The sequence below is a fragment of the Celeribacter sp. HF31 genome (assembly GCF_011806455.1).
Taxonomy (GTDB): domain Bacteria; phylum Pseudomonadota; class Alphaproteobacteria; order Rhodobacterales; family Rhodobacteraceae; genus Celeribacter.
This window is the reverse complement of record NZ_JAATOT010000001.1, coordinates 265,096-277,115: the sequence shown is the minus strand read 5'-3', so window position 1 is coordinate 277,115 and position 12,020 is coordinate 265,096. Positions and strand designations below refer to the sequence as shown.

Below are 12,020 nucleotides of genomic sequence, written 5' to 3'. Positions count from 1 at the left end.
TATACTGCGTCGAAAAAAACGATCTGCCAACCGGGCAAAATCCGCCTTCTTTTGTCTCTAAATATCCTGGAAGAATTGGGCGCGGAGCGACCAAGAGGGCAGAGCCCTCAAAAGCCCCTGAAATACGACGCGGACAGCCTGTAAGCCGGATTCTGTCTCAGCGGGAAACCCGCCGTGGATAACCATTCCTCTAGGCCGGCTGTTACCAGACGGCTCAAGCTGCCAACCCGGGTTCTCAGGCTTGAGCGACCTTGCGGGCGGTATGCTTGCGCACAACAGACCCCGCGTAGAACCCCTATTTGGCATTGCTCCCGGTGGGGCTTGCCGTGCCGCTCACGTTGCCGCTCGCGCGGTGGGCTCTTACCCCACCGTTTCACCATGACCTCCGTATAGAAGGCCGTCTCTTCTCTGTGGCGCTGTCCCTGGGGTTGCCCCCGCCGGGCGTTACCCGGCACCGTTGCTCAAGGGAGTCCGGACTTTCCTCCCCTCCTCCCAAAGCGCGAACCTTGAGAGAAGCGGCGGTTATCCGGCCATCCGCGTCGGTGTGCGACTTAGGCGGTCAGGTCGTCGCGGTCAACGGGAAAGCGCGTGGCAAGATCGTGCGCCAGCGCCATATCGCGACCATCGAGCGGTCCGTGATGAAGCGGGCGAAAGCGGCTTCGGAACGCTGGCAAGAGCGCCTCAAGCGGTGTTTCCGGATATCCGAAGGCCTGCAAATCTTGTACAAATCGAACTTCGTTGGGCTCAATACCCTCCAGATTTGTCGAAAACACGGACAAATCCTGCAAAGCCAGTCTTTTCCAGTCGAACCGGGGACCCGGGTCGATCTTGCGCAGGGGCGCCATGTCGGAATGCCCGATGACACGCTCCGGCGGGATCGCATGGCGGGCCAAAATATCCGTCAGAAGCGCCTCCAAAGCATCCATTTGCGCGGCGGCGAAGGGTGTTGCGCCCGTGTTCGCCAGTTCAATCCCGATGGAGCGCGAATTCACATCCGTCACCTCGCCCCATTGCCCCGCACCGGCGTGCCAAGCGCGCATCTCGTCGTCGACGAGGCGGAACACCTGCCCTTGCTCGCAAATCAGGTAATGCGCAGAGACCTCATGCTCGGAGGAACACAGCCGCTCCAAAGCCGCTTCGGCCGTTGCCATGGCCGTGTAGTGGATCACCACCAGATCAGGCCGCGCGCCGTCGCGCCGTTCGCCGAAATTCGGCGACGGGTGCTCTTGAATCACAAGCTCAGAGGGCATCTTAGCGCTTGGCGGCCAGACGGAAGGGCGCCGGGTCCCAGCTACAGGCGAAACCGTCGCCATCGGGATCGAGGCCCTGCGGGTTCTTCTCAGGCCCACCATGTTTCAGGAAATATTCCTGTGCCAGATCGGGGGACGGGTATTTCGCACAATTGCGTGCCGCCCGCGATTCGGCGCCGGGGATCAGGCGGGAATAGAGCGCCTGACCAACGGTGTTGGTGGTCGAGAGCGCGAATTCCACGATGGTGCCCGCATCCGAGTTCGGGCGCGACGGCAGGGCCGTCGGCTGGATCGTCACATAGGCTTCTTTGTTGGCGGCGACGAGGGCGGCGTCCTCTTCGATCGAACGCTCGGAGGACACGGCGGAGAAATCATTCTCGGACGAGATGCCGACCGCATTGGTGACGGCGGAGGGCGCCGGACCCGTCGGCGCGGCGCTTTCGGCCTCTGCGGCGTCGATGGCCGCCGTAGCCTCGGCGGAAATCGCCTGGGTGTCGAGGCCCGCCGTGGCGGCCCCGCTGCCTTCACCGCCCGCAATCAGCTGCGCCTCACGCTCCGCCTGATACTCGGCATAAGAGCCGAAACCCACCCCCGAGCCACTGTCGGGCACAGGGGTTTCACAGGCAGCGAGCGCGGCCAAAGAGATCAGAGCAACAGTCAGGCGCATGGGGGCAAAAGCTCCAAAAGAGGCGAATTTACGCGCCTCTTACCACCATTTTTCAGGCTTGGAAACAAAGCCTGCAGCGCCTTCGAGCGAATGCGCGATATTCAGCAGATCGCCCTCTTCCCACGGCTTGCCGATGAGCTGAAGCCCGAGCGGCAGGCCGGTGGCCGACACCCCCGTCGGCACGGAAATGCCCGGCAGACCCGCGAGGTTCACGGTCACGGTGAAGACGTCGTTCAGATACATCTGGATCGGATCCGAGTCGGAGACCTCGCCCAGACCAAAGGCCGGGGACGGCGTCGCGGGCGTGAGGATCGCGTCGACACCAGCAGCAAAGGCGTCTTCGAAGTCCTTTTTGATCAGCGTGCGGACCTTGCGCGCCTTGTTGTAATAGGCGTCGTAATAGCCCGCCGACAACACATAGGTGCCGACCATCACGCGGCGTTGCACCTCATGCCCGAAGCCTTCGGCGCGGGTTTTTTCGTACATGTCGTTGATGCCCTCTCCCGCAGCCAGCGTCGCACGGTGGCCGTAGCGCACGCCGTCGTAGCGCGCGAGGTTCGACGAGGCTTCGGCGGGTGCGATGACGTAATAGGTCGGCAGCGCGTATTTGGTGTGCGGCAGCGAGATGTCGACGATCTCGGCACCTGCGTCTTTGAGCATCGCGGCACCATCGTCCCAGAGCTTGACGATCTCATCCGGCGTGCCGTCGAGGCGGTATTCTTTCGGGATACCGATTTTCTTGCCGCGAATATCGCCGGTCAAGAGCGCCTCGAAATTCGGCACCGGCAGATCGGCGGAGGTGCTGTCCTTCATGTCATGGCCACACATGGCCTCCAACATGATCGCCGCATCGCGCACGGATTTGGTCATCGGGCCGGCTTGGTCCAGAGAGGAAGCAAAGGCCACCACGCCCCAGCGCGAGCAACGCCCGTAGGTCGGTTTGATGCCCACGATGCCGGTAAACGCCGCAGGCTGGCGGATCGAGCCGCCGGTGTCGGTGCCGGTCGCAGCGAGACAGAGATCGGCGGAGACGGCAGAGGCGGAGCCACCCGAGGAGCCGCCCGGCGTCAACGGGGTGTCTTCATTGCCACGGCGCCACGGGCTGACCGCATTGCCATAGGTCGAGGTCTCGTTGGAGGAGCCCATCGCGAATTCGTCCATGTTGAGCTTGCCCAACATGACCGCGCCTGCATCAAACAGCTTAGATGTGATGGTCGACTCGTATTCGGGCCTGAAGCCTTCGAGAATGGCAGAGGCCGCCTGGGTCGGCACGCCTTTGGTCGCAAAGAGATCCTTGATCCCGATGGGCAGACCGCACATCGCGGGCGCATCGCCCTCGGCCAAACGCGCGTCGGCGGCTTTGGCCTGTTCGCGGGCGATCTCCGGCGTGTTGTGCACAAAGGCATTGAGCGCACCGGCGCCTTCGATCTCGGTGAGACAGGCCTCGGTCAGGTCAGAAGAGGTGAAGTCTTTCGCGCGCAAACCGTCACGGGCGGCTGAGAGCGTGAGTTTATTGAGATCAGACATTATTCAACCACCTTCGGCACGGCAAAGAAGCCCTCGCGCGCGTCGGGCGCGTTTTTCAGGATTTTCTCCTGCATGTTGCCATCTGTGACACCGTCCTTGCGGCGTTTGAGACGCTGCGGGGTCACCGAGGTCATCGGCTCGACCCCTTCGACATCCACTTCGGAGAGTTGCTCGATAAAGCCGAGCACAGCGTTGAATTCCGAGGCCAGCGCCGGAAGCGCGTCTTCCTCGACGCGGATGCGGGCGAGCTTGGCCACCCGGCGGGCGGTATCAATGTCGATGGACATGGGGCAATGCTCCGTAATCTTGGTCACATGAGGCTTTAGCGCCCCTGCGCGCGGCCTTCAAGCATATGCGTGAGATAAACATGGATCATCCAGCCCAACATGAGGGCATTGAGGATGTGCCAAAGGAAATGCGTGCCCAAGGGAAGACCTGCGCAGATCGGCTCATCGAGCCAGCGCATGGCAATGGAGAGACAAAGGATCAGCGCGCCGATGGCAAGACCGCGCGCGGTGCGGGGCGCGCGATGTCGCAGGAGGATCGCGTAGATGAAAATGAGCATCGGCACGGGCGCATAGGCCGCCGAACTGCCGAGACCGAGGTTCGAGAACAGCGGTACGGTGGCGGCGGCGTAGGGAAAGAAGAGCAGCGTCACGAGGACGGATTTCCATGTCTCAAGGCCAAAGAAATCCCGTGTCGCCGCGAAAACATAGAGCAGGATGAACAGAAGGATCGGCAAAGTGTCCGCCATCGCGCCCCAACGTGTCGCCCTGGTGTGAAAGGCGAAGGAGCCGAGGCCGATCACGAAAAGCACACCGGCCAAAGCCCGCGCCATGGGATAGGCCCTCGCCCGCGGCCAGATCACCAAAGCGGCGATCAAAAACGCCGCATTTGTCAGCGCATTGACCGGTTCCGACCAAAACGTGAAATCCGTGCGTTCGCAATAGGCATCAATTTGCGCAGTCCAAACCTCTGGTCCCATCGCCCTGTCATCCTAGTATATTGATCTTAAATCGTTTTTCAAAAAAACTTGAGGCACTCAATTTTTGAAAAACGCAGCAAGATCAATTCAGTGTCACAACGTTTTTCGCTCAATCTGATTCAGATTAAACGAAAAACGCTTTAGGCTATAACATAGCGTTGAGAGTCGTTTTCCAAACCAGGGAGTTTGTACAAATGAAAATCACATGGCTGGGCCACTCCGGTTTTCGCATCGAAATTGCAGATCAGGTGTTGCTCATCGACCCGTGGCTGGCGGGCAACCCGGCGTTTCCCGAGGGCCGCGAGGCAGAGGCAACGACAGGCGCGACCGCAATTTTCCTCACCCATGGTCATGGCGATCATGCCTCGACCACCCTGCCCGTTGCGCAAAGCACTGATGCGATGATCTATTGCATCCACGAGCTGTCGATCATCCTCGGCAAAGAGGGCGCGCAGGTCACGGGCTTTGGCAAGGGCGGCACGATCACGCTTGGAGAGGGCGACGAGGCCGTCACTGTGACCATGGTCAATGCCGTGCATTCGTCGTCGATCGACTTTAAAGACGGTGCGCCGCAATATGCGGGCGATCCGGCGGGCTTCATGATCTCTGGCGAGGGCCACACGATCTATGTCTCCGGCGACACCGACATCATGGCCGATATGGAATGGTTCGCCGACCTGCACCAACCCGACATCGGGCTGCTGTGCGCAGGCGGGCATTACACGATGGACATGAAACGCGCCGCTTACGTGTGTCAAAAGTTCTTTGATTTCAAAACGGTGATCCCCTGCCACTGGGGCACCTTCCCGCTTTTGGCGCAGAGCTGCGATGAGCTTGTCTATGCGCTGAAAGACGGCGTGGTGAAGGTGCCCGAGGTGCTGAAACCGATTGAGATTTAAGCTCTACTGTTCCGACGCGCGCGCCTCCAAAACTTCGAGCACAAGCCCCTGCGCCTCGCGCACGGCCTCGTCCAGAGCGCGTCGGAACTCCTCCATCGCGGCCTCCGTCGCGGCTTTGTCAAACGGCGTGGCGGTGCCGGTGTCGACCACGTCGCGACGCGCATCAATGACGGCGCGCACTTTCGGCGAGAGGCTGTCTTGGTTGTCCTGCAAATGCGCCCGAAGCTCTCGGCGAATATCGGCGGGGAAAGCGGGGGGCGGTCCGGCCTCGTCGCCCATCAAGGTAACGCGCACCTGTTGAAACCGCCAGACGGCGCCCAAGGCCACGGCATTGCCCAAAAGCGAGACAGCCAGAACGCCGATCAAGGCGATGCGCCCCTTGGAGATGCGATGGGGGCGGTGTGCAGCAGACATCAGAAGCCCCCCATCACGGACAAGAGATCGCCAAAGGCAAACCAGGTCAGAAACCCGTCGCCCAAAGCAGTTGACGACAGGACATAGCCCAGCGCCACGCCAATCGCCATCAGCCCGCCAAAGCCCAACGCCCAGGGCAAGGGTTCAGACAGAACTTCGGCGACGTGGCCGTCCGAGCGCGTTCGGTTGACGGTCACGGTCTGGCTCAGCACGGCGCGGGACAGTTCCGCGACATCCTCATCCTCGGGGTGGGCGAAAACTGCGGAGAGCGCGCGGTCGAATTCCGCATCTGTCTTCGCATGTGTCGCCGTCGTCGTGTTGTCATGATCCGACATCTTGAATCACTCCTCCAGTTCCAGCCGGGCCCTGAGCGTCGCTCGAGCGCGCACCAGCAATTGTTCCACCGCCCCCTCGCTCGTGCCGAGCGTCATCGCGATCTCCGCCCCCGAAAGCTCCCCTGCGGCCTTGAGCAGGATCGCCTGTTTCTGCCGGGTCGGCAATGTGCGGATCACGGCCTGGGTCTGCGCCAATCTCTGGCGCGCGCCATAGTCCGCCTCCGCCCCCGGCGTATCGTCTTCCGGCTCCGGCATGCTGTCGATCCCGACAAACCGCCGAAAGCCCCCCCGCCTGTTGTGATCAATGCACAGATTGACCGCGATCCTGTAGAGCCATGAGGACACGGCGCCTTTCGACGGATCGTAGCGTTCCGCATGGCGCCAGGCCCGCAAGAACACCTCCTGTGCGACATCTTCGGCCTCCGAGGCCACGGTCAGCGACTGCGCGGCATAGCGCCGGATGCCCGGGCCGTACATCGCAATCAACCGCGCCAAGGCCGCGCGCTCGCCCCGGGCCAGCGCCGCCATCACGGCTTTTGCATCTGCCTGCGTGGGAGGCTTATGCGCGGTCATCGCTGCGGCTCCGGTCGAGAGGGGCGAGAAGATGTCAACAGATTTACCATGAAACACAGAAGCGACGCGTTAAAATGTTGGCCCGGGTCACGGGGGGGGGGGGGATGGTGACCCGGGCCAGACCCCGCGTTAGCGGGATACGTTCAGACCACGTTCGCGGGAGCCGGAGCTGCCGCCGGGGCCTGTCACAGTCGCGGTGACATCGGTGCCATTGCCGTCGGTTGTGCGCACCACACCGCGCGAGACGCTTTCGCCCGCCGCCGTCGTGCCGGTGGTCACCGATTCACAGCTCACAATATGATTGCCCTGCACACAGGTGTGTTCTTTCGAAATCTCGCCGCCGTTGTTGGTGGTCACAGTCAGGCCGCGGGCAAAGCCCGGCATGGCGGCCATGAGCGGCACGATCAGGGAGAGGGCGTAGAGGGGCTTGTTCACGGATTTCATCGTTAACATCCTTTTGTTTCGGCCATTTGGCCATGTCTTTCGATCCGCTGTCGCGGGGTAGGTGAAAAACAAGATCCGGCTTTCAGGTGTGATCTTGCGGGAAGGGTGAGGTGATCAGTAAACCTCGGTTAGTATCCAGCCTGGGCGAGAAAGTTCGCCACGCGGGTGAGTTCCTTGCCGGCCAGAACGCCATCGTTGTTGACGTCCGCCTTTTGGAACCCGGGGGCGACGGCAAGGTATTCCGTCTGCGTCACCGACCCGTCGCCATTGGTGTCACGCACCATGACGCGTTTGCCGGAGACGTTGATGTCCTTGGCTGCGGCGAGGCTTTGCAACTCAGCCATGGTGACGGAACCGTCGCCATTGGCATCGAGCGCCTTGAAGCTGTCGATTTGCAGCCCCTGGAACTCGGCACGGGTCAAAACACTGTCGCCGTTGGTGTCATAGGCCAAGACATTCGTCGCAGCCATGGCGGACGCGGCCAGCCCCAATGTGCAAAATGTTGCCCCCATCAGGGCCCGGTATCGGGTGCGCATTTGGTTACTCCTTTGCGGCGTCGATACTCATAATACGGGCGCCCAGAGGGGCCCCTACGCGGGCTTTAGAATTTTTTGAAGTTTTTTGGGGAGGCTTTGGCCGCGTCCCTCGCCTTGTTTGACAGGCCCGCATTGTGACAGACCGCATTGTGACAGGCCCGCATTTGCGCTAAGACGCGTTCAGGCGAACCGCCTCCCACATCCGTGAAACCTCCGCAGGCCCAACCGCATTCTCGCGCGTTGTCTTGCTGTGCTTTGTCTCAGGTCCGCATATGTTCGAAATCTTCCTGTCGCGCCACGAGCGGCTTTTGAAAAACACCGCCCTTGTCCTCGGCCTCACCTCCACCGTGGCGATCGTGCAGAATTGGTATCCGCTGAATCTTTTTTTATCCCTACCCTTTTGCCTGATCTGGATGGCGATGGGATGGCTGCACAGCGAACGCCAGCTCAAATGGATCAACATCCTCTTCGCGGGCTTCTACGTCTACGGCATCGGCCGCTACATGGTGATCGGAGCTTAACGTTTCGCGGCAAAGAACGCCTTCAGGAGCGCCTCGGCCTCCGCCCCCGCGATCCCGTCATAGATCTCCGGTGCGTGATGGCACTGCGCATGGCTATAGATTTTCGCGCCATGGGCCACGCCGCCGGATTTCGGATCGGAGGCCCCATAATAGAGCCTGCGAATGCGCGCGTTGGAAATCGCCGCCGCACACATCGGACAGGGCTCTAGCGTCACATATAGATCAAACCCCGGCAGCCGCTCCTGCCCTAAAGTGGCACAGGCTGCCCGGATCGCAACAATCTCCGCATGCGCCGTCGGATCACTATCTTCCCGCGTGCGATTGCCACCGCGCGCCACGATCTCGCCCTCGGGCGACACGACAACGGCGCCCACGGGCACCTCGCCACGGGCCTCGGCCAGCCGGGCCTCTTTCAAGGCCTCATCCATATAAGAGCGAAACGACATGCCCTTTCCTGCCGCGCAAATCTGTCGAGCGCAAGCCCGCCGCACACCCACGACGACCGCGGACATGACAAATTGCCGCAGCGGGACCGAAATTGATGCACATCAAAGTTTTACAACACGGCCCCTGACATCTGTGCAAAGGCGCGCAACGCCGCGCTCAAGACAGTTTGGGACATACAAGATGAACAAGACTTCCGTAATGGCCGCCACCGTGGCCCTCACCCTCGCCCTGCCGACATTTGCCTTCGCGCAAGACGCTGGCACGATGACCCTCGGTCTCGGCCTCGGCAACGTGATGCCGAAATCCGACAATGGCAGCATTGCCGTCCCCGCGGATCTGGATGTCGGCGACAACCTGCGCCCGACCATCACCTTTGAGTATTTCATCAAGGACAATCTCGGCATCGAAGTCTTGGGCGCCTGGCCGTTCAAACATGACATCAGCGCGTCTGGCATGGGTGAGATCGGCTCGACCCAGCACCTGCCGCCGGTGGTCTCGCTGCAATATCACTTTGACACCGGATCGACTTTTACCCCCTTCCTCGGCGTCGGTGTGAACTACACCGCCTTCTTCGATGAAACCGCCAAGGGCGCCATCGCGGGCAGCGATCTCGATCTCTCCGACTCTTGGGGTGTCGCGCTGCACGCCGGTTTCGATTACCAGATCAGCGAACGCGGCGCTTTGCGGACCGATGTGCGCTGGATCGACATCGACAGCGATGTAAAACTCGACGGCGCTAAAATCGGCGAAGCCGAGATTGATCCCTGGGTCTTTGGCGTCTCCTACGTCATGAGCTTCTAAATCTCTCACACAGCATGACCAGGATCGGCGGCCCCCAGCACTGCGGGCCGCCTTTTCTCTTTCCATAGCCCCCCGCGCGGAGTATGAGCGCGCCAACGAAAGGCCATTCTCATGACTGACACGCCCAACACTCCGAAAAAGACCCCGCCCGGCGACCGCATCGCCAAGGTGCTGTCGCGCGCCGGCATTTCCTCGCGCCGCGAAGCCGAGGCTTTGATCGAAGAGGGCCGCGTCACGGTGAACGGACGCGTTGTTGCCTCGCCTGCCCTCAATGTCCTGCCGAAGGACAAGATTTTCGTCGATGGCAAAGAGGTCGGCGAACCGGAGCCGCCGCGGCTTTGGCTCTATCACAAGCCTCTGGGTCTGGTGACCTCGTCCAAAGATGAAAAGGGCCGCGACACTGTGTTCGATCAGCTGCCGAAAGAACTGCCGCGAGTGATGTCCGTCGGACGCCTCGATTTGAACTCCGAGGGGCTTTTGCTTTTGACCAATGATGGCGAGCTGAAGCGCAAACTCGAATTGCCCGACACCGGCTGGCTGCGTAAATACCGCGTGCGGGTCAAAGGCACCGCGACCGAGGCCATGTTGGAACCGCTGCGCAAGGGCGTCACCATTGATGGCGAAAACTTCCAACCGATGGAAGTGGCCTTTGACCGTCAGCAAGGCGCCAATGCCTGGCTCACCGTCGGTCTGCGCGAGGGCAAGAACCGCGAGATTCGCCGCGCGATGGAGCACATCGGCCTCACCGTGAACCGTCTGATCCGCCTGTCATATGGGCCCTTCCGTTTGGGCACCTTGCAGCCGGGTCAGGTCGAGGAAGTGCGCGGCCGGGTGCTGCGCGATCAGCTTGGCATGGATCTTGAGATCGGCGAAGGCGGCAAGGCGAAGCGCACTGTTGAGCGCGGCGGCAAGCCAGGCGGTCCGCGCAAAGAGGTGCGTGGGCGCGATGATGCGCGCGGTGGCAAACCGGGTGGAAAACCGGGCGGCAAGCCTTTTGGCAAACCGGGCGGCAAACCCCCGTTCAAAGGGCCGAACAAAGACAGGCGTGACAGCGACGAAGGATTCAAGCCGCGTAGCCAAGGTTTCAAACGCCGCGAAGACGGGGATGCGAAACCCGGTGGCTTCAAACCCCGTGGCGAAGGTTTTCAGGGCAAACGCGGTCCCGGCGGCAATCGGGAGCGTGACGGTGGGCGAGACGGGGCACGCGATGGCGATTTCAAACCGCGTGGCGAAGGCTTCAAGGGCAAGCCGCGTGACGGGAAACCGGGTGGCAAGCCGTTTGGCGGCAAACCGGGCGGCACGCGTGACGATCGAGGCGAAGAGCGCGGCAGCAAGCCGGGCAGCTTCAAATCCCACGGTTTCAAATCCCACGGTGGCGGGCGTGACGGCAAACCGCGCTCGGCCGGATTCAAATCCCACGGTGGTGGCGCGGGCGGCAATTCAGGCAAACCGGGTGGCGGCAGAGGCGGCAAACCGCCGAAATCTGGGCGCTAAATCGAAACTGAGGGGGAAAGCACGGCCAGCGCTCCCCTTCACCCTTTCACCGGGTGCGATTCCTTTCTATATCTTGTGATAAGAACCGCTTTGGAAAGGGTGCCCATGAGCGACAGCGTGTTTTCAAAACTCGCCTATTATCTGTTGGTTGCGCTGACGTTTTACGTGACGATCAAGGCGCAGGGCCTGTGATGGCGAAACGCTACGGGTCCACCCACTCCCCGAAAGGCAATCTGTCCGACAGGCCCCTCACAGACGGGGACCGCGAAACGGCGGCGCCTGCCGCACGTCCGTTTGACGGCAAGAAACCGACCCGCGTCGGTGCCCGCTCGAACCTGTTGTTCTTTGCGGCGATCCCCTTGGCGTGGAAGGCGTTTACGGCGGAACCCGTCACCATGGCCGGCTATCTGGCGGCGCTTGGCTGTCTCGTCGGCGCCGCGTTTTTGACCCGCGAGGGGCTAAAGGCCGAAGAGGCTTACGAGGCGCGCAAAGTGTCCCGCCGCCCGGCCATTCCTCGCAAAATTTTCGGCTCCGTGTTGACCGGCCTCGGGTTAGGTCTTGTCGGCTGGTTCGGCTGGGGCCCGCTGGAGACGGTGATTTTCGCCGTGCTGGGCGTCATTTTGCATAGTCTCGCCTTTGGCTTGGATCCTTTGAAAAACAAGGGCTTCGACGAGATCGACCTGTTCCAGCAGGACCGCGTCGCCAAGGCCGTGGATGAGGCCGAGGCGCATCTCGCATCCATGCGCGCAGCACTTGAGCGCACCGGCGACCGGCAGGCGCAGGATCGGCTGGAAAAGTTCATCACCACGGCGCGGGCCATGTTCCGCACGGTCGAGGACGATCCACGCGATCTGACGGCGGCGCGGAAATATCTTGGCGTCTATCTCCTGGGCGCACGCGATGCGACGGCGAAATATGCCGATCTGTGGAGCAAGAGCCGCAATGTCGAGGCGCGAAGCGATTGGTTCGCGCTTTTGGACGATTTGGAAGCGAATTTCGACGCCCGTCATAAAGCGTTGCTTTTGGACGATAAGACGGACCTCGACATCGAGATCGAGGTGCTGCGCGACCGGTTGGCGCGCGAAGGCGTCACACAAAATATCACGTCATGAGTTTGAATGAGGGGA

At 61.4% G+C, this 12,020-nt stretch carries 16 protein-coding genes and 1 other RNA gene; 5 read left to right on the top strand and 12 right to left on the bottom strand.

The window, feature by feature from the left end; all coding sequences use genetic code 11:
* Nucleotides 1-125 precede the first annotated feature (125 nt).
* The 6 genes from rnpB to HCZ23_RS01380 form a co-directional block, all read right to left on the bottom strand.
* Nucleotides 126-538: RNase P RNA component class A (gene rnpB, locus HCZ23_RS01405), an RNA gene on the bottom strand.
* 13 nt (nucleotides 539-551) lie between these two features.
* A complete protein-coding gene (locus HCZ23_RS01400; protein ID WP_303048516.1) occupies nucleotides 552-1,250 on the bottom strand; it encodes an N-acetylmuramoyl-L-alanine amidase in 699 nt (232 codons plus the stop codon).
* A gap of 1 nt (nucleotide 1,251) precedes the next feature.
* Nucleotides 1,252-1,917 carry an excalibur calcium-binding domain-containing protein gene (locus tag HCZ23_RS01395; protein ID WP_167599912.1) on the bottom strand — a complete coding sequence of 222 codons (666 nt, stop codon included), beginning with the start codon at nucleotides 1,915-1,917 and terminating at the stop codon, nucleotides 1,252-1,254.
* Nucleotides 1,918-1,956: 39 nt separating this feature from the next.
* On the bottom strand, nucleotides 1,957-3,444 hold the full coding sequence (gatA, locus tag HCZ23_RS01390) for an Asp-tRNA(Asn)/Glu-tRNA(Gln) amidotransferase subunit GatA (protein ID WP_167599911.1): 1,488 nt from the start codon (nucleotides 3,442-3,444) through the stop codon (nucleotides 1,957-1,959).
* Nucleotides 3,444-3,731 (bottom strand): Asp-tRNA(Asn)/Glu-tRNA(Gln) amidotransferase subunit GatC, encoded by a 288-nt coding sequence (gene gatC / locus HCZ23_RS01385; protein ID WP_167599910.1) that lies wholly within the window; start codon nucleotides 3,729-3,731, stop codon nucleotides 3,444-3,446. Before gatC ends, gatA begins: the two co-directional genes overlap by 1 nt.
* Before the next feature lie 35 nt (nucleotides 3,732-3,766).
* Nucleotides 3,767-4,429, bottom strand: a complete 663-nt coding sequence (locus tag HCZ23_RS01380) for a ceramidase domain-containing protein (RefSeq protein WP_167599909.1) — start codon at nucleotides 4,427-4,429, stop codon at nucleotides 3,767-3,769.
* Between the two features lie 194 nt (nucleotides 4,430-4,623).
* On the opposite strand from HCZ23_RS01380, the gene HCZ23_RS01375 reads away from it, so the two are divergent.
* Nucleotides 4,624-5,328 (top strand): metal-dependent hydrolase, encoded by a 705-nt coding sequence (locus tag HCZ23_RS01375; RefSeq protein ID WP_167599908.1) that lies wholly within the window; start codon nucleotides 4,624-4,626, stop codon nucleotides 5,326-5,328.
* Nucleotides 5,329-5,331: 3 nt separating this feature from the next.
* Here HCZ23_RS01375 and HCZ23_RS01370 read toward each other — a convergent pair whose 3' ends face one another.
* The 5 genes from HCZ23_RS01370 to HCZ23_RS01350 all read right to left on the bottom strand — a co-directional run bounded on the left by HCZ23_RS01370 (nucleotide 5,332) and on the right by HCZ23_RS01350 (nucleotide 7,630).
* Nucleotides 5,332-5,742, bottom strand: a complete 411-nt coding sequence (locus tag HCZ23_RS01370) for a periplasmic heavy metal sensor (RefSeq protein WP_167599907.1) — start codon at nucleotides 5,740-5,742, stop codon at nucleotides 5,332-5,334.
* Complete coding sequence (locus tag HCZ23_RS01365) at nucleotides 5,742-6,077, bottom strand: hypothetical protein (protein ID WP_167599906.1); 336 nt, start codon at nucleotides 6,075-6,077, stop codon at nucleotides 5,742-5,744. The genes HCZ23_RS01370 and HCZ23_RS01365 overlap by 1 nt, the downstream gene beginning before the upstream one ends.
* Before the next feature lie 6 nt (nucleotides 6,078-6,083).
* On the bottom strand, nucleotides 6,084-6,650 hold the full coding sequence (locus tag HCZ23_RS01360; protein ID WP_167599905.1) for an RNA polymerase sigma factor: 567 nt from the start codon (nucleotides 6,648-6,650) through the stop codon (nucleotides 6,084-6,086).
* 129 nt (nucleotides 6,651-6,779) lie between these two features.
* Nucleotides 6,780-7,094, bottom strand: a complete 315-nt coding sequence (locus HCZ23_RS01355) for a hypothetical protein (RefSeq protein ID WP_167599904.1) — start codon at nucleotides 7,092-7,094, stop codon at nucleotides 6,780-6,782.
* Between the two features lie 128 nt (nucleotides 7,095-7,222).
* The gene (locus HCZ23_RS01350; RefSeq protein ID WP_167599903.1) at nucleotides 7,223-7,630 is read right to left on the bottom strand and encodes an EF-hand domain-containing protein; all 408 of its coding nucleotides are present in this window, start codon (nucleotides 7,628-7,630) and stop codon (nucleotides 7,223-7,225) included.
* Nucleotides 7,631-7,902: 272 nt separating this feature from the next.
* On the opposite strand from HCZ23_RS01350, the gene HCZ23_RS01345 reads away from it, so the two are divergent.
* On the top strand, nucleotides 7,903-8,151 hold the full coding sequence (locus HCZ23_RS01345) for a peptidase (protein ID WP_175580857.1): 249 nt from the start codon (nucleotides 7,903-7,905) through the stop codon (nucleotides 8,149-8,151).
* On the opposite strand, the gene HCZ23_RS01340 is transcribed toward HCZ23_RS01345, so the two are convergent.
* Nucleotides 8,148-8,597: a nucleoside deaminase gene (locus tag HCZ23_RS01340; protein ID WP_167599902.1), complete on the bottom strand. Its 450-nt coding sequence runs from the start codon at nucleotides 8,595-8,597 to the stop codon at nucleotides 8,148-8,150. The two genes, HCZ23_RS01345 and HCZ23_RS01340, sit on opposite strands and share 4 nt — an antisense overlap.
* Before the next feature lie 181 nt (nucleotides 8,598-8,778).
* Here HCZ23_RS01340 and HCZ23_RS01335 point away from each other — a divergent pair, with 181 nt between their 5' ends.
* The 3 genes from HCZ23_RS01335 to HCZ23_RS01325 all read left to right on the top strand — a co-directional run bounded on the left by HCZ23_RS01335 (nucleotide 8,779) and on the right by HCZ23_RS01325 (nucleotide 12,005).
* The gene (locus HCZ23_RS01335; protein ID WP_167599901.1) at nucleotides 8,779-9,399 is read left to right on the top strand and encodes an OmpW family protein; all 621 of its coding nucleotides are present in this window, start codon (nucleotides 8,779-8,781) and stop codon (nucleotides 9,397-9,399) included.
* Nucleotides 9,400-9,510: 111 nt separating this feature from the next.
* Nucleotides 9,511-10,893, top strand: coding sequence for a pseudouridine synthase (locus HCZ23_RS01330; protein ID WP_167599900.1), 1,383 nt, complete (start codon nucleotides 9,511-9,513; stop codon nucleotides 10,891-10,893).
* A 191-nt stretch (nucleotides 10,894-11,084) separates the two neighbouring features.
* The gene (locus HCZ23_RS01325) at nucleotides 11,085-12,005 is read left to right on the top strand and encodes a 5-bromo-4-chloroindolyl phosphate hydrolysis family protein (RefSeq protein WP_167599899.1); all 921 of its coding nucleotides are present in this window, start codon (nucleotides 11,085-11,087) and stop codon (nucleotides 12,003-12,005) included.
* The last annotated feature ends 15 nt before the right edge of the window (nucleotides 12,006-12,020 follow it).